13 protein-coding genes are annotated in these 17,382 nt (G+C 40.3%); 10 read left to right on the forward strand and 3 right to left on the reverse strand.

Annotated features, from left to right (window positions below; translation table 11 throughout):
• Window positions 1–378: 378 nt before the first annotated feature.
• The 4 genes from J8M01_RS22140 (at window position 379) to J8M01_RS22155 (ending at window position 3,701) form a co-directional block, all read left to right on the forward strand.
• A complete protein-coding gene (locus J8M01_RS22140) occupies window positions 379–1,167 on the forward strand; it encodes a PhzF family phenazine biosynthesis protein (protein ID WP_211059361.1) in 789 nt (262 codons plus the stop codon).
• Between the two features lie 40 nt (window positions 1,168–1,207).
• A complete protein-coding gene (locus J8M01_RS22145; protein ID WP_192507329.1) occupies window positions 1,208–1,579 on the forward strand; it encodes a VOC family protein in 372 nt (123 codons plus the stop codon).
• A gap of 423 nt (window positions 1,580–2,002) precedes the next feature.
• Window positions 2,003–3,175 carry an alpha/beta hydrolase-fold protein gene (locus tag J8M01_RS22150; RefSeq protein WP_211059362.1) on the forward strand — a complete coding sequence of 391 codons (1,173 nt, stop codon included), beginning with the start codon at window positions 2,003–2,005 and terminating at the stop codon, window positions 3,173–3,175.
• A 298-nt stretch (window positions 3,176–3,473) separates the two neighbouring features.
• Window positions 3,474–3,701, forward strand: a complete 228-nt coding sequence (locus J8M01_RS22155) for a hypothetical protein (protein ID WP_211059363.1) — start codon at window positions 3,474–3,476, stop codon at window positions 3,699–3,701.
• Window positions 3,702–4,194: 493 nt separating this feature from the next.
• Here the strand turns inward: J8M01_RS22155 and J8M01_RS22160 are convergent, their stop codons facing one another.
• The 3 genes from J8M01_RS22160 to ald all read right to left on the reverse strand — a co-directional run bounded on the left by J8M01_RS22160 (window position 4,195) and on the right by ald (window position 10,169).
• Complete coding sequence (locus tag J8M01_RS22160; protein ID WP_211059364.1) at window positions 4,195–6,402, reverse strand: TonB-dependent siderophore receptor; 2,208 nt, start codon at window positions 6,400–6,402, stop codon at window positions 4,195–4,197.
• Window positions 6,403–6,829: 427 nt separating this feature from the next.
• Window positions 6,830–8,701 (reverse strand): methyl-accepting chemotaxis protein, encoded by a 1,872-nt coding sequence (locus J8M01_RS22165; protein ID WP_211059365.1) that lies wholly within the window; start codon window positions 8,699–8,701, stop codon window positions 6,830–6,832.
• A 346-nt stretch (window positions 8,702–9,047) separates the two neighbouring features.
• A complete protein-coding gene (ald, locus tag J8M01_RS22170; RefSeq protein WP_192507333.1) occupies window positions 9,048–10,169 on the reverse strand; it encodes an alanine dehydrogenase in 1,122 nt (373 codons plus the stop codon).
• Between the two features lie 140 nt (window positions 10,170–10,309).
• On the opposite strand from ald, the gene lrp reads away from it, so the two are divergent.
• The 6 genes from lrp (at window position 10,310) to serS (ending at window position 17,224) form a co-directional block, all read left to right on the forward strand.
• A complete protein-coding gene (lrp, locus tag J8M01_RS22175) occupies window positions 10,310–10,789 on the forward strand; it encodes a leucine-responsive transcriptional regulator Lrp (RefSeq protein ID WP_192507334.1) in 480 nt (159 codons plus the stop codon).
• A gap of 66 nt (window positions 10,790–10,855) precedes the next feature.
• On the forward strand, window positions 10,856–13,543 hold the full coding sequence (locus J8M01_RS22180; RefSeq protein ID WP_211059366.1) for a DNA translocase FtsK: 2,688 nt from the start codon (window positions 10,856–10,858) through the stop codon (window positions 13,541–13,543).
• Window positions 13,543–14,193: an outer membrane lipoprotein chaperone LolA gene (gene lolA, locus J8M01_RS22185; RefSeq protein ID WP_211059367.1), complete on the forward strand. Its 651-nt coding sequence runs from the start codon at window positions 13,543–13,545 to the stop codon at window positions 14,191–14,193. The genes J8M01_RS22180 and lolA overlap by 1 nt, the downstream gene beginning before the upstream one ends.
• A gap of 6 nt (window positions 14,194–14,199) precedes the next feature.
• Window positions 14,200–15,540 carry a replication-associated recombination protein A gene (locus J8M01_RS22190; RefSeq protein WP_211059368.1) on the forward strand — a complete coding sequence of 447 codons (1,341 nt, stop codon included), beginning with the start codon at window positions 14,200–14,202 and terminating at the stop codon, window positions 15,538–15,540.
• Window positions 15,533–15,913 (forward strand): fluoride efflux transporter CrcB, encoded by a 381-nt coding sequence (gene crcB, locus J8M01_RS22195; RefSeq protein WP_192507338.1) that lies wholly within the window; start codon window positions 15,533–15,535, stop codon window positions 15,911–15,913. The genes J8M01_RS22190 and crcB overlap by 8 nt, the downstream gene beginning before the upstream one ends.
• Window positions 15,914–15,922: 9 nt before the next feature.
• Window positions 15,923–17,224, forward strand: coding sequence for a serine--tRNA ligase (gene serS / locus J8M01_RS22200; RefSeq protein ID WP_211059369.1), 1,302 nt, complete (start codon window positions 15,923–15,925; stop codon window positions 17,222–17,224).
• Window positions 17,225–17,382 lie beyond the last annotated feature (158 nt).

Below are 17,382 nucleotides of genomic sequence, written 5' to 3' on the forward strand. Positions count from 1 at the left end.
GTGCTGTTATGTCTTAAAGTGGATCACCATCAACCTTAGCTAGAAGCAAGTCACCGTTGTACAACCATCGTAATCAGATTTGCATTCCCAGCTTTGGTGGCATTTATTGGATTGACGGCCTCTAAAGGGCACCAGCAACTTCGGGAGTTTGCGCTTTGTCTATGCTCTTATCCATCGATAGATTTTTCATGTTTTTCTTTTTTAGATTTAATCTCATGTTTGCTGTCCATCATTTACAATGACCTAGCGTTTACTTTATTGCATATAAAAGAGTTTATAAAAAGAGATTTGAATTATTATAATTTGTTGGCGTTATATTTATGTCGGTTTATGGTAACTTATGTATTTATAGTCCAATAAAGGCAGAAAGGCTCAGTAATGGAATTATTAGTACGATTTATCGATGCATTTACAGGGTATGATTGCAAAGGGAATTCTGCGGCTGTTATTGAAGTCAAGGTACCATTAGCCGAACAACTAATGCAGGAAATTGCAACGAAAAACAATGTATCTGAGACAGCATTTATTCTGCGTACTAAAAATAAATATGAGATCCGTTGGTTTTCACCATTAACTGAAATTGATTTTTGTGGGCACGCCACACTTGCGTCGGCCCATTACTTATTTGAAGAAGACATAAAGTTAAAAAAAGTAGTATTCACTGCAAAAGCGGTTGGTGATATGACCGTTGAAAAGCACGCCGATGGCACAATTCTTATGAATTTCCCAAATCAAGAGCCTGAATTAGTTGTTACTCCACCGGGTCCTTTATTAAAGGGGCTTTCGATTGAACCGGCAGAGGTTTACTGCAATGCCCAAGCGTACTTTGCAATTTATAATTCAGAGCACGATGTACAGACGTTGGAATATATGACGAGTGAACTGATTAAGCTGGCTCCAAGAGATGTGGTTGTGACTGCTTTATCACAAAAATATGATTTTGTTTCGCGTTATTTTTGGCCTGCAAATGGAGGCGATGAAGACCCTGTAACAGGTTCAATTCATACCGGTCTTGCGCCATTTTGGGCTCGCCGACTCAATAAAAACGCATTGATTGCCTATCAAGCTTCTGAACGCGGAGGGGTCCTTCATTGTAGCGTTAATCATGATAAGGTACACATCTCTGGTAGGGCCGTCTCCGCTTTGTGCAATAGTGTAACTATTTAACATAAAATGAGTTTTATAAGTGAATTAAGGAAAGTATTATATGAATTTGAATCAAGTAACTTTGCCTGTTAAGAATATGAATGAAGCAACTGATTTTTATAGTCTCCTCGGCTTTAATCAAATTGTTGATACAGGACATTATGCGAGATTTGAATGCCCTGATGGTGGTGCAACATTTTCTTTGTCATTAGAGACATCAGCTCATAATACCGGCGTTGTTATTTATTTTGAGTCAGATAGGTTAGATGAGTGGTATCAGGAACTTGTGAACAAGGGCATCACTTTTGAACAGCAGCCAGTTGATCAAAGTTACCTGTGGCGTGAAGCCGTGCTATATGATCCATCAGGGAATAAAATAAAGTTATATTGGGCTGGAGAAAATCGTTTAAACCCACCGTGGAGGGTAAATTAGTGACACTTGTTAAATGGAATATGGAAAGATGTTTGTTGCATTAGTGCTTTAATAAAAGTCTAGTTATATTTAAGTTTGACTTAACTTAAATATTAAACGGTTAATCTCTTATCGTTAAGGCCTTAAAAGTCCAAGATTTTATAAGTGAGAAGCGTTTGCCAATGATAAGGTTAACAAATACTTCTCTTTTGCTGTTTAAGTAATAATATTCGGCTTTTTAGGGGGGTAATTTATTAAACCCTAAAGTTTGGGTTTTTAGCTTGCGTTAGGCAGTTATTAACTCAGGCGAATAAGTCTTTTTAAAATTAGCAGTTGAAGCAATACCTGTATGTCAGTGAACTTTTATTCTGAAAAATCTATAATGGTTTATTATTTATATTATCATCCATCACCATGAATTTATAACAATAAAAAGGAACTGTTTTGATATCAATTAAATCGACTTTATCCGTATTTTCTTTACTACTAGTTACGTCATTGGCGTTTGCAAACCCTCAGTCAGAAATTCACCATACTCTGAAGTCTAATATTTTAAAGCAAGATAGATCATTCGTAGTTCATCTGCCAAAAAGTTATGAGGATGGCAGCAATAGAAAGTATTCGGTACATTACCTACTAGATGGAGATTTGAACCTGTCTTTAGTAAAAGGTGTACTTGATAGGATGCAAAAAATTCAAGGCGCACCAGAAGCCATTGTTGTTGCCATAGAAAGTAAAAATAGGACCTGGGACTTAACACCAACAGTCAATCAAGACCCGAGAGGGCCTGTAGGCCAAGGCGGTGGAGCTGATGGGTTTTTAAACTTTATTGAAAAAGAACTTATTTCGTACATCGATGACAATTATCGAACTCATGATTTTAAAATGATATCAGGTGGCTCTATTGGCGGTTTGTTTGTTTTACATGCTATGCAGTCACAACCGTTTTTATTTGATGCACATTTTGCATACAGCCCTGCGGTTTGGTGGGCAGACCGCACAACTGCGAAGAGGGTTAAAAAGTTTTTGACAAACAATAAAACCTACAAGTCCTATTTGTATATGAATATGGGAAATGAATCGGGTGAGATGAGAGAAGTTTACGAAGATTTACTGTCATTTATGAAGAGCAATCAACCTGAGGGCATGCGTTTTGTTAATCAAGCTTTTCCAGATGTACCTCATGGCTTAACTTCGGCAGCGGGGCAGTTTAACGCCTATCATAATTTGTTTTTTCCAATTGAAATGCCAACGATCAAAGTAACCAATGGGGTACAATCTATCATTGAGTATTACGCTAAAGTTTCTCATCAAAGAGGTAAAATTATCGTTCCACCAGAGATGGTTGTTAACCGCATTGCATACGAGTTTTTTCAAAGAAGAGAGTTAGAGACGGCTATCGCGCTTTTTAAGTATAACCTTAAAACATACCCTAACCACACGTATGCTTATGGCGGTTTAGCCGATGTGTATCAGTCAATAAATAAACGAGAAGAAGCCCACTCATTGATAAAGTCAGCTTTGACTCTATTAAAACCCGGTGACGAGGCTTACGAATATTATAAAAATATGGATGCAGAATTAGCTGATGATAAAAAGGATAAAGCGACCTTTTAAGTTATTTTTGAGTAGCACATTGAAGGTGATGGACTTTCAATGTGACTACCTCGAGTTGGTGAAAGTATAATCCAACAAGCAATCGTGCAGCATAAATGAAACCTTTCTTAATGAATCATTTAAAGGTAAGCGCCTGTTGGAAACGGGACCACGTAAGCGCGGAGTTAATAGTAATGATATACCTAAAGTACCCGTTCTTCTTACATTAGATCGCAACGGTGCTGTCACTCATTGCGTTTTACAGAGGTTATTAATAACTGTCTAAACGCCTGAGAGTGTCTTGTGTACAGACGGCAATTTGTCGTATCAAACAATCACCAAGAACCTGCCTTTTGAGATTGATAATAAGCGACTTATATATGGCATCTACCACATTCAAACGCTCAAAAATTGGATGATATGCTGGAAACAGTGGCTTAGACAATTTAATGGCGTTGGAACTGACTATCTTTATAACTACATCGCATGGCTGAAGCTAATGTATCACACGCAAGGTGATGATAGTTGGATCAACTTAGCACTGTGATGCCAATTGACCATATAATCCCCACCTCATTCGAGTATCTTTAATCATTTAGTATCTTCAATGTAACACTCATCTTGTAAGAATGAGACCACTGAGAGTAGCTTGTCATATTCAACCGAACAATATAAAACTCTTCCGTCTCTCTTTTGCTTTATTAACCCTGCTGAAACAAGGCTGGAAGTGTGTTGACACGTCCAGTATTCAGAATTTTAACTTCCATAATTCTAGAAATGCGGGTTTAAAATATGAATATAACTGAAGAAATGTTTTTTGATACCTTAAATATGTTTGGCTTTTTAGCCGTTGAGCTAACGTTACTTTTTTTGGGGGAGTTACACAATGATATACATGAGACTGTTAGATATGATGTAATCCTCTTCAATGCATGTGACAGTTTAACATAGACTCAGTTTGAGCGAATACTTCACTTTAGTGTACTAAGGGCATGGTGCTTTCGTAAGCGAGGTCCATACCCTTGATATTTTACATGTTCTTAAAACTTGTATTTAATGTTTGCTGTTACAGTGCGACGCTGGCCATAGAAACAGTCTCCGCGGTATAAACAACTGGTGATAACCGTTTTATCGCTTAAGTTCTTAATATTAAGATTGACATCAATATTGTCGAATTCATATCCAATCATAAAATCAAATAAGGTGTAGCTATCGGTAGTCTTTGGACTATTAATAGATTGACCCATGAACTCAATTGCTCGACTACCATCATATGTTTCACCTACATATCTAAATCCAGCACCCACTTTAAACCCGTTGATGAACTGTTCTGGACGATAGGTAACCCAAGTATTTAACATATGTTTTGGTGTTGCAGATAACGCTGCCGTATCGGTTAACGCTTGACTCAAGTAGCTTGTTTCGCCCGATGCATATAATTGCACAAGCTCTGAAAGGGTTTTATCAGAGGTGTTTTGCTCTGATTTTGTGTAAGCGTAGGCAGAATACACATCAACCTGATCAAACTCTAGTTGTGCTTCAAGCTCAAACCCTTCGATATCAACACTGCCGTCTTGTACGGTGAGTTCAGGAGAAACCACGCGTTTTTTATTTTTGTCAGTAATGTCAAAGTATGATGCAGTGATCAAGTGTTCAGTACCTTGAGGTTGGAATTTTACCCCCACTTCTACTTGCTCACCTTCTTGAGGTTTGAAGTCTCCACCTTGTGGGCGCGAGCCATAAATGGGTAAAAAAGACTCTGAGTAACTCGCATAGGGTGCAACTCCATTATCAAAGCTGTATAAAATACCTAATCTACCTGTTGTTGCACTTTGTTTTGTTTTCACCGAGTTTGGTGCATCACTTTGACTTTGTACATTATCACGGCGTAACGCTGCGTTAAGGACCCAATTATCAAACTTAATTGTATCTTGTATGTACAGACCTACTTGACGGTCATTTTTCCCTGGGGTGTCGGGGATCAATTCAGACCCTGGTAAAAACCCTGTTTGACCATATACTGGGCTATATAAATCTAATGAGGTGTTTACGTCTAAGCCGATTGCCGCTTTAATTGAATCTGGCGTGAGGTAGAGACGGTCCGTATCTGTGTCTGCACTTTGATAGTCAACGCCCATTACTAGGTTATGTTCGAAATCGCCAGTATAAATCAGTCCATGTAGTTGCAAGTCAGATGTCACCGTCTCTGACGAAGCATCTTGTAAACTGAAATTGCGAACAATAGAACGCTTGTCGTCTTGCAGCTTTGGTGGCCATGCATACATAGTGCGATAAATTGCTTCACTTTCTAGGTGACGTGCTGTCCAGCTAACAGAGAAGTCTTCACTCAGCATATGATCAACAATTAATGTGATAGCATTTTGTTCTGTATCGTATTGATCCCAACCTGGCTCACTGACAAAACGACGACTCTCTATTTGACCATGTTCTGCGGGTAAGATGGTTCCTTCATGAGGGAAGAACTGCGTACTTGACCCAGACTTATTTTTTTGGAAATTGCTAAGCAAGGTCACACTGGTGTCTTCACTAATATGCCAAGCAATACTTGGTGCGAAGAAGCTTGCGTCGTTATTTACAAAGTCTGTTTGCGTATCACTATCACGGTAAAGGCCAACAAAGCGTGCTTCGACAGATTTATCCGTGGTTAATGTGGTGTTGAAATCACCAGCAATTTGCGTGCGGCCAAAATTACCAACTTGCGCAACGATTTCACCTGATGTTTGTGAATGAGGGCGTTTGGTCACCATATTTATGATACCACCCGTTGAGCCTTGCCCATAAAGCATTGAAGAAGGGCCCTTGAGAATTTCGATGCGTTCCATATTGTATGTATTTGGACGGGCATTGTTGTAATAGCCAAACATGAGTTGTAAGCCATCGAGGTATTGAACAGGCGCAACACCGCGAATGTTAGCCCAGTCTCCTCGGGTGTCGACACCATATGGCCCGTTAAATACACCCGCCACATAGCCGATTGCTTCCTGCAAATTTTCAGCACCTAAGTCTTGGATCCGTTCCGATGTTAACACTGAAACAGATACAGGGCTTTCGATAATGGGTGTATCTGATTTACTTGCCGATGCGCTGACATATGAGATAAGTCCTTTGGCACTCACGGTAATTTTTTCTATATCATCATGTTTAACATCTTCCGCCATGACGTTGCTTGATAGTGCAACAAGAGAGGCAGCAAGGAGCTTTGGATACTTTAGTTTCAGTTTTTGCATTTTTACAACCTAGGATATGTGATTGAGAGTATTTTTCATGCGGATTATACGAATAATGATAAGTATTCGCAATTGTATTGTTGGAATAATAGTTAACCTCAGGTTTGGATAAGGGTTTTAGAATAGAAAATGTTTTTGTAAATAAACTTACGTACAATCCAATGATGATATTTTGTTCAATATCAGGCGCTTTTATGCAGCAATAGCGGGCTATTAAAAATGAAAGCAACGCCGAGAGTGAGAAAAATAAGCTTTATTGGGCAAATTCGCTTATCCAGAGCTGAGGTTAGGTACTTAATGCGATTTAAAGAACATGATTTATTATTCAAGAACTTGTTGAACGTGACGAAAAGTCCGCATGATAGGGGAGAAGGGAGGATGCAAGCCTTCAGAACAGGTTTGCATCCATATAAGAAGGAAAGCGTGATTACACCTTAAATTGCTCTAGCATACTTTCCTGATGGGCTATTTTGTCTACTTGACTTTGCATGGTTTGATCAACCGTGTTTGCCTCATTGAATACCATATCAGAGATATTTCTGATCTCTAACGCATTATGATTCACTTCATCAACCACCTGCCGCTGCTCATTTAACATACTAGCAATCTGTAGGTTGAGCTCAACAATATGCTCTATTGCGCTGCGTATTGCTTGTAAAGATGACTTGGTTTCATCTGCTTTACCAACGGTTTTTTCAACCACGGCTTGGCTTTTCTTCATGACTTGTACTGCGTTTACAGCCCCCGATTGTAGTTGATCAATCATGGTTTTTATTTCAGTGGTTGCTTCTTGTGTTCGTTGGGCCAATGTTCTCACTTCATCAGCTACTACGGCAAAACCACGGCCTGACTCACCAGCACGAGCGGCTTCGATCGCCGCATTGAGGGCGAGCAAGTTGGTTTGTTCGGCAATACCATTTATCACCGATAATATTTGCTCAATGCCACTGGAGGAAACTTCTAGTTCATTGACAACAGTCACCGCAGTCGTAATTTGCTCCGATAAATGTGCAATAGTATCGGTTGTTTCGGATACAATCTTTTGTCCTTCAAGTGCGACGCCGTCAGTGTTTTGAATCGCTTCTGCGGCATCTTGCGCAGTATTGGCTACACGCTGTTCTGTGGTTGACATGCTTTCAGTGGCGATTGCAAGTGCACTTAACGATTCTAATTGCCTTGATATAGCAGTACTAGCATGGTTAGCCCCAGAGGAGGTTTGTTTAGCGTCAGCAAGAATCTCATGTCCAAGCACTTGAATATCAGCGATTAGCTGCTGAAGCCGAGCCGTGAACAGGTTAAAGTTTGTCGCCAAAGAAGCGAACTCTGGTTCACTTTCTGTATTTAGTCGTACAGTTAAGTCTGCATTTCCTTGCGCAATATTCGCCATTGCTTCATTTATATCAGCAAGTGGCTTAAGTAGTATATTGATAACGATTGATAGGACAATGATGCTAATGATGACAAATAAAACTGTAAATACGGTAGAGTCTTGGGTGAGTTTATCTATTGCTGAAAATACTTTTTCTTTTTCAAGTGCAACACCAACTAACCAGTCGTAGCCGGCGACCTCTCGAAACACGATAATATGCTCTTTATTGTTCAAATCAAGCGATTGAGTAGATGTTGTGTCAAAGGGAAGATTACCTAGGAAACTGGATGCTTTTTCACCATTTAATTTAGTGTCTGGATGAGAAATGATGGTGCCGTCTTTACTAACCATAAATGCAAATCCAGCATCAAAAAGATTAAACGAGTTAATCATATTGCCAAGTTTAGACAGACTCACATCGAAAAATATAGCGCCATGAAAACGACCATTTTTTTTGACTGGAGTACCGATAGAAACGACAATTTCTTTACTTACAGAATCAGCATAGGGTGCTGTCACAATGAGCTCATTGGCACTTTTTGCATCGGTATACCATGGACGCTTTCTTGGGTCCCATGTTGGTCCGGGGTTCCATGATGGGTCACTGGCTACATACTTGCCCGTATTTTCTTCGCCATATCCAATGAGAATAAATTGCTCGATGAGCTTTGGTTGCGACAACAAAGGTGCAGCACTTTGCAAAGAGTCAATATCAGCGACTAAACTGGTTGCTAAAGAGGCTAAGTCTGCGCTGCCATCCATTTGCGCCGTAACGGTATTACTAATACCCTGAATAATCTCAGCAACGCTTTGGTCCACCTGAGTTTCGAGATTACTTTTGATTGAAAAGTATTGTTTTATTGACAATACACTTAGTGCTAGAAATAACACTATAGATGATACCACTATTATTTTGTGTTTGAACTTCACGGCACTTCTCCAACACTCGACATCATTTAAATGTAAAACATTAACAAAAACTTGCAACAATTCGCTGTGATTACTGTAACAGAGTTTCTTTTATAAGAAACAAAGAAATATAGTTTTTTCAGGTACAAACACGCTATAAACAATTATATCTGTGAGTTTACTACGAATTATAGTCTGCATAACCGTTGTGTTTTATTTTTTAATGCGTTTACGGGTTTTCGAAGGTATGTATGAACGCAGATTGGTACTCTGTGAGAATCTAGAGGAGTTAATTGATATGATGATGGCTGTACCAAATACAAAAAACCTGCTTAGTAGAAAGCAGGTTTTTGAAATGCGATAATAATTACGCGTTTTCTAGTGCAGCACGAGGCTCAACGAACTCCATGTTGAAGCCTTCAGCAACTTCTTTACATGTAATTTTACCGTTAAGTACGTTTAGGCCATTCATGAAGTGTTGATCTTCAAGAAGTGCTGCTTTGTAGCCTTTATTCGCCAGTTTAATAATGTAAGGTAGAGTTGCATTATTCAAGGCAAATGTTGACGTGCGAGGTACAGCACCCGGCATGTTAGCAACACAGTAGTGAACAACTTCATCTACAATATATGTTGGGTCAGCGTGTGTTGTCGCTTTAGACGTTTCGATGCAACCACCTTGGTCGATAGCAACGTCTACGATAGCAGCGCCAGGCTTCATACGTTTGATATGATCTGCTGTAACTAGCTTAGGCGCTGCTGCACCTGGGATTAGCACACCACCGATCACGAGGTCAGCTTCTAAAACGTGCTTCTCTAATGCATCTGCAGTAGAGTAAATCGCTTTAACGCGGTTACCAAACTGTGCATCAATACGGCGAAGTACGTCAGTGTTACGATCAAGGATAACAACATCTGCGCCCATACCAACAGCCATTTGAGCTGCATTGTTACCAACCATACCACCGCCGATAACAACCACTTTAGCAGGCTCAACACCAGGTACACCACCTAGTAGCATACCGCGACCGGCATTAGATTTTTCAAGTGCCTGCGCACCAGCTTGAATTGACATACGACCAGCAACTTCTGACATTGGTGCTAGAAGCGGTAAGCCGCCACGCGGGTCCGTAACCGTTTCGTATGCAATACAAATAGACTTACTTTTAACAAGGTCTTCAGTTTGTGGAAGATCTGGTGCAAGGTGAAGGTATGTGAACAAAATTTGTCCTTCACGTAACATAGCGCGTTCAACAGCTTGAGGTTCTTTTACTTTTACGATCATATCTGCTTTAGCAAACACATCAGCAGCAGTATCTAAAATTTCTGCACCTGCTTGAATGTAGTCTTCGTTAGTAAAACCAATACCATTACCTGCATTAGTTTCAACAAAAACTTGGTGGCCATGGTTAATTAGTTCACGAACACTTGCTGGAACCATACCTACGCGGTACTCGTGGTTTTTTATTTCTTTAGGTACACCGATAATCATAATAAATCGCCTTAAAATAGAACGGGATAAAATTTTCGACTATTATATTCCTGCCCAGCTAGTGTGTCTCACCTTTTTAAAGTGTTTTTGTAGTGATATACTCTTTAATTATGGAATGTGTAGTTTAAGTAACTAGTAAAATGCATCAACAATTAGACCGAATCGATAGAAGTATTTTAGTTGAATTACAAAAAGACGGAAGGGTTTCTAACGTCGAACTTGCTAGACGCATTGGTTTAAGCGCAACTCCGTGCTTAGAGCGTGTAAAAAAGTTAGAGCGAGAAGGGTTTATTCGCGGATACAAAGCAGTAGTGGATCCTGCTAAAGTAGGGCAGGGCTTATTGGTATACGTAGAAATCACCATTAGTAAGAATTCTCCAGATGTTTTTGATAAGTTTAATCAAGCGGTTAGACAGCATGATGAAATCATTGAGTGCCATTTAGTGTCAGGTAATTTTGATTTTTTGTTAAAAACACGGGTAACAGATATGTCTGAGTATCGAGGTGTTTTAGGTGATATTTTGCTAAAATTACCCAATGTGAGTGAAAGCCGAACATATGTAGTCATGGAAGAAGTAAAAGGAGAGGAAGGGGAAATTATAAAACCTTGTGCACCATAAGGAAATTCTTGCTAAGGTGTGTCTTAAAATGATGAATAAAAGAATAAAATAGAGGAATACGCTCGTATGCGTTTAAATGGTATACAACGCCTCCTTGAAACTGGCTTAATTATAAGCACCGCTGCTGCCATTTTCATTTTATGCGCGTTGATCAGTTATGATCCCGTCGATCCCTCATGGTCTCAAACCGGTGAGTTTATAAAAGTTAAAAACATAACAGGAACTGCGGGCGCGTGGATTGCGGATATATTATTGCTGAGTTTTGGGTGGCTTGCCTTTTTAGTTCCCGCGGTTATCCAAACGTTTGGATATTTGTTATTTAAAAAGCCACATAAAATACTGCAATTAGATTATACCACGCTGGGTTTGCGTGTTATTGGCATGACTTTGTTTGTGGCGTCAGCGAGTGCCATAAGTAGTATTAACTTCGACGATATTTTTCAGTTTCCATCAGGCGGCTTTATTGGCGACGTTATTGCCGACGCGATGATGCCTGCATTCAATTTTACTGGGACCTCCATTTTACTATTGTGTTTCTTTTTTGCCGGATTAACCTTACTAACTGGGGTTTCGTGGGTCGAATTTGTTGATTATTTGGGTGAAAAGGTCGTTTGGTTCTTTAAATGGTTGTCAAAAAAGCTCTCGCAAAAAGCTTCTGCACATAGAGTCAATGAAGTTAACGCTGTGTCTGATGAGCAAGTAGAGAGTGTAGTCGATTTAGCTACACAAAAGTCAAAAGCAGAGCGAATACCGCCAAAAAATGAAAATGATGTTGATATAGGAATAACTGAGTCAGTTAGTACAGTGTCAGATGAGCAAGCTGGTGCTGATAAAGAGCTCGAAAAAAATGCTGAAAACGAGTCAACTCATCCCAAAACTCGAAAATTGAAAGATAAATTATTTGGCAACAATAATACAAAGAATAATGAAGAATCGACACCGGCTGTTCATATAGAGCCTGAAGTAATTGAAGACGCCTCGGTATTTGATGAACTTGATAATATATTAGAGCAAGAGATTAACTTTTCAGCAATCGATGATGAGGGGTTTGATACGGCGGCTGCATTAAATGCCCTTGATGAATCAGCAGCCCCTGTTGTATCGCGAGAAGTACCAAGAGAAACAACCGTGGTATCTCCTGCTCGACCAATAAAACAAACGGTAAACCTCACTGAAGCGCCAAATGTAATTTCTCAGTATGTGCCACCCCCAACGGCTAAAGAACAGTTTGAAGCATTGCTAGAAGAGCGGCCGCCAATGGCACCGCTTCCTTCGTTAGAATTATTAGATAGGCCAGACAAAAAAGAGAACCCTATTTCTAAAGAAGAACTAGAGGCTGTTTCTAGGTTGGTAGAAGTAAAGTTACTTGATTTTAATATTCAGGCAGCCGTTGTGGGGGTTTATCCAGGTCCGGTTGTAACACGCTTTGAACTAGATCTTGCACCGGGTATTAAAGTGGCGAAGATCACTGGTCTTGCAAAAGATTTAGCTCGTTCATTGTCAGCTGTGAGTGTACGAGTTGTTGAAGTGATCCCTGGTAAAACTTATGTCGGTTTAGAGCTCCCCAATAAGCATCGTGAAATCGTGCGCCTATCTGAAGTTATCGGTGCGCCAAAATTCACTGATAATGAGTCACCTCTAACCATGGTTTTGGGTAAAGATATTGCAGGTGAAGCTGTAGTGGCAGATCTTGGTAAAATGCCACATTTACTTGTTGCGGGTACAACAGGCTCGGGTAAGTCAGTGGGCGTTAATGTCATGATATTAAGCTTACTGTATAAATCACCGCCCGAAGATGTACGAATGATCATGATTGACCCAAAAATGTTGGAGCTATCAGTATACGAAGGGATCCCCCATTTGTTATGTGAAGTTGTGACAGATATGAAAGAAGCGTCTAACGCATTGCGTTGGTGTGTAGGGGAAATGGAGCGCAGATATAAGTTGATGTCTGCGTTGGGCGTTCGAAATTTAAAGGGATATAACCAGAAAGTTAAAGACGCTAAAAATGCAGGCCATCCGATTTTAGATCCGCTGTTTAAAGACACTGATGGTATGGCGTCTGAAGCACAAGAGCTGGATAAATTGCCGAGTATCGTGGTCGTTATTGATGAGTTTGCCGATATGATGATGATTGTTGGCAAAAAAGTGGAGGAACTTATAGCACGTATTGCGCAAAAAGCCCGAGCAGCTGGCATACACTTAGTGTTGGCAACGCAAAGACCTTCAGTTGATGTCATAACGGGTTTGATAAAGGCAAATATACCGACACGAATGGCGTTTCAGGTTTCGAGTAAAATTGATTCGCGAACCATACTAGACCAACAAGGCGCAGAGAACTTATTAGGTATGGGTGATATGTTGTATTTGCCACCTGGTACCAGTGTACCTATTCGAGTTCATGGCGCATTTGTTGACGACCATGAAGTACATGCGGTGGTGAGTGATTGGAAAGCGCGTGGCAAGCCCAATTATATTGAAGAAATATTGTGCGGAGATGCGACAGAAGATATTTTATTACCTGGAGAGGCACCAGAAAATGCCGATGATGAATCTGATCCACTTTATGACGAAGCGGTAGGGTTTGTTATTGAAACCGGTAAAGTATCAGTGTCGAGCGTGCAGCGTAAATTGCGTGTAGGCTACAACAGAGCGGCGCGATTAGTGGAACAAATGGAAACATCTGGTGTGGTTAGTTCACCAGGTCATAACGGTGCCAGAGAAGTTTTGGTGCCAAAAGGTGGAGTAAATTAATGACCTTTCAATCTAAAGTTTTAAACTCTTTTTTAATCAAACCAACAGTACTTGTTGTTGGTTTGATGTTAAGTTCACAGTCTTGGGCCGACGCAGCTGGTGACTTAAAAACCAAATTGGCGTCGATGAATAGCTTTAAAGCACAATTTTTACAACAAGTAAAAGACGAACAAGGTGAAGTACTGCAATCTGGGGCAGGTAATATTGCATTAGCTCATCCATTAAAAATACGCTGGCAACAAGCCTCGCCAGATGAAACATTGTTTGTTTCTGATGGTAAAAAAACATTTTACTATGATGCGTTTGCTGAGCAAGTAACGATAATGAGCACCAATGGGCTTATTGATACCACACCCTTTATTTTATTAACGACACGTGATGAAAAACAATGGCAAAAGTATCAAATTAGTAAAACTAAAAAAGGATTTAGAATAACACCGAAGACGGGTGTTGAATCGCAAGTTGAAATATTGGATATTGCGTTTACCGCGTCCGATACTTTGCAGTCAGTCAGCGTCACGGATGTGTCAGGTCAAATATCAGAGTTTGCTTTTAAAAACAGTCAAATAAATGAAGTGCTAACGGACAAACTGTTCAGCTTTGAGATCCCTGAAGGGGTGGTAATCGATGATCAAACAAGCAGTGAGTAGCGGATTGTGACAAATCTTGGTTTTGACTTTGCACCAGATGTAAGGCCATTGGCTGCGCGTATGAGGCCTACAAGCCTCAATGAATATATAGGGCAAAATCATATTTTAGATCCAGCGCTACCTTTGTATCAAGCCATACTTTCAGGTCGTTGTCATAGTCTAATTGTTTGGGGTCCTCCGGGTGTTGGTAAAACCACACTGGCTGAAATTATTGCTCATCATGCGGATGCTGAGTTGACGCAACTTTCGGCTGTGGCGGCAGGTGTTAAGGATATACGCGATGCCGTGAATCTAGCCAAAGAGCGGTTAATGCAAGGAAAACGTACTTTGTTGTTTGTTGATGAAGTACACCGTTTTAATAAATCACAGCAAGATGCTTTTTTACCTCACATAGAAAATGGCACCTTTATTTTTATTGGAGCAACGACAGAAAACCCCAGTTTTGCGCTTAACAATGCAATTCTATCTAGAGCCCGTGTTTATACGCTAAAACCATTAACAGATTCAGAACTTGAAACCGTACTATCACGCGCGATAGTAGAGGACAGTCAGTTGAGTCAATTGGATATTCATATTGACTCGTTAGCCGTAAATGCGCTTGCAAAAGCCAGCGGGGGCGATGCCCGTAAAGCACTTAATTTACTTGAACAAGCGGTTGATTTAGCGCAGCGTAACGGCAATAACGTTTTTATTGATTCAGCAGTGTTGACCCACATCTTACCAACCCATTTGGCAAAATATGACAAAGGCGGCGATATTTATTATGACTTAATATCTGCTTTTCATAAGTCTGTCAGAGGAAGCAGCCCAGATGCTGCTTTGTATTGGCTGTGCCGTATATTAGCGGGAGGCGGCGATGCGCTCTATGTCGCTCGTCGCTTACTTGCAATTGCAACAGAAGATATAGGTAATGCGGACCCAAGAGCCATGCAAGTGGCGTTAAATGCTTGGGATATTTATCAACGAGTAGGCCCAAGTGAAGGTGAACGCGCTATTGCACAAGCGACTTTGTATTTAGCCAGTGCCCCCAAAAGCAATGCTGTTTATGTTGCATTCAAACAAGCGAAAAGGGATGCAACGACGGATGCAGACTTTCAAGTTCCCGCGCATTTACGTAATGCTCCGACGGCGCTTATGAAAGAATTAGGGTTTGGTGAAGAATACCGGTATGCGCACGATGAAACTGGGGCATTTGCAGCAGGGGAAAACTATTTTCCTGCAGAGATTAAAGATAGAACTTATTATGAGCCGACTGATAGAGGGCTAGAAAAACAAATAAAATCGAAATTAGAATATTTACGGCAACAAAATTTGCAAAGTAATAGAAAAAGATATCAAGATGATTAAAATGTACCTTACAATAGCACTTGGCGGCGCGCTTGGTGCGTGTTTACGGTTTTTCATTAGTGATATGGCCTTAAAACTGCTAGGAAGGGGATTCCCTTTTGGCACGTTGACCGTTAATATTCTTGGTTCACTGTTGATGGGTATATTATATGGTCTTATCGAAAAACAAATAATTACTGTAAGCCCAGCTAAATCCTTACTCGGGATTGGCTTTTTAGGCGCATTGACAACGTTTTCAACATTTTCGATGGACTCTGTGTTGTTATTACAACAAGGGCACATTATGAAAATGGCTCTTAATGTCACACTCAACGTGGTTGTGTGTATTTTTATGGCTTGGTTAGGCCTTTGCTTGGTCATGCAAAAAGGTTAGAAATAGCAAATGTTAGATTCAAAATATTTACGTCAAGACATTACAGAAGCAGCTGCACGCTTAGCGAAGCGTGGCTATGATCTGGATGTAGTAACAATAAATGCGTTGGAAGAACAGCGCAAAGCACTGCAAACAAAAACTCAAGAATTACAAAGTGAACGAAATAGTAGCTCCAAAGCAATTGGCCAAGCGAAAGCCAAAGGTGAAGATGTTCAGCCGTTACTTGATGCTGTTGCAAACCTTGGAGACCAGCTGAGCGCTGCAAAAGCAGAGCAAGATAAGATCTTGGCTGAGTTAAACAATATAGCAATGACGTTGCCAAACTTACCAGCTGAAGATGTACCTGAAGGTAAAGATGAAGATGAAAATGTTGAAATATTGAAGTGGGGTGAACCTAAGCAATATGACTTTAAGCCGAAAGATCATGTTGACCTCGGTGAAGCTTTAGGTAAGGGCTTAGATTTTGAAGCTGGTGTGAAACTTACCGGCTCTCGTTTCACGGTAATGCGTGGTGGTATTGCCCGTATGCATCGTGCGTTAGTACAGTTAATGCTAGACACTCACGCAGATAAAAACGGATATACAGAGATGTATGTGCCTTATTTAGTTAATAAAGATAGTTTACTAGGTACAGGTCAATTACCAAAATTTGCTGAAGATTTATTTCACACGAAAGGATTGGTTAGCGATGATGGCGTTGAACAGGATGGTTTTAGTTTGATCCCAACAGCGGAAGTGCCGCTGACCAACTGTGCGCGAGACGAAATTTTTGACGAAAAGGAGCTGCCAGTAAAAATGACAGCCCACACTCCGTGTTTCAGAAGTGAGGCCGGCAGTTATGGCCGTGATACACGAGGCTTAATCCGTCAGCACCAATTCGATAAAGTAGAACTTGTTCAGTTAGTTAAGCCTGAAGATTCAATGGCCGCTTTAGAAGAGCTAACCGGTCATGCAGAACAAATTTTGCAAATACTGGAGCTTCCTTATCGCAAGGTTGTATTGTGTACCGGTGATATGGGCTTTGGCGCGTGTAAAACTTATGATCTTGAGGTTTGGTTGCCAGCACAAAACACCTACAGAGAAATTTCTTCGTGCTCAAATATGTGGGATTTCCAATCTCGTCGCATGCAGGCTAGATTCCGTCGACAGGGTGAAAAAAAGCCAGAGTTGCTACATACCTTAAATGGTTCTGGCTTAGCTGTTGGTCGTACACTTGTTGCAATTTTAGAAAATTATCAACAAGCCGACGGCAGTATTATTGTGCCTGAAGCGTTACGTGGATATATGGGTGGTTTAGACCTAATCAAGTAATAAAAACAGCGCATTTGACGGGCTTAATCCATTTATTTAGGCCCGTTTCAATTCTACTTCTTTAATATCACTTTTGGATTAACTTCTTTTAAAATTTTTCACTACTATTATCTTTGTTTATTTTTATGGATGACAACAGCATGCTTAAATCGTTCGCA

The sequence above is a fragment of the Pseudoalteromonas sp. MMG005 genome (genome assembly GCF_018101015.1).
GTDB classification, from domain to species: domain Bacteria; phylum Pseudomonadota; class Gammaproteobacteria; order Enterobacterales; family Alteromonadaceae; genus Pseudoalteromonas; species Pseudoalteromonas aurantia.

Bases quoted from the DNA above. Each gene is read 5' to 3' on its own strand.
- crcB (WP_192507338.1), top strand. From the start codon at position 15,533: ATGATTAAAATGTACCTTACAATAGCACTTGGCGGCGCGCTTGGTGCG.
- lolA (WP_211059367.1), top strand. From the start codon at position 13,543: ATGACCTTTCAATCTAAAGTTTTAAACTCTTTTTTAATCAAACCAACA.
- J8M01_RS22180 (WP_211059366.1), top strand. From the start codon at position 10,856: ATGCGTTTAAATGGTATACAACGCCTCCTTGAAACTGGCTTAATTATA.
- J8M01_RS22140 (WP_211059361.1), top strand. From the start codon at position 379: ATGGAATTATTAGTACGATTTATCGATGCATTTACAGGGTATGATTGC.
- J8M01_RS22160 (WP_211059364.1), bottom strand. From the start codon at position 6,402: ATGCAAAAACTGAAACTAAAGTATCCAAAGCTCCTTGCTGCCTCTCTT.
- serS (WP_211059369.1), top strand. From the start codon at position 15,923: ATGTTAGATTCAAAATATTTACGTCAAGACATTACAGAAGCAGCTGCA.
- lrp (WP_192507334.1), top strand. From the start codon at position 10,310: ATGCATCAACAATTAGACCGAATCGATAGAAGTATTTTAGTTGAATTA.
- ald (WP_192507333.1), bottom strand. From the start codon at position 10,169: ATGATTATCGGTGTACCTAAAGAAATAAAAAACCACGAGTACCGCGTA.
- J8M01_RS22145 (WP_192507329.1), top strand. From the start codon at position 1,208: ATGAATTTGAATCAAGTAACTTTGCCTGTTAAGAATATGAATGAAGCA.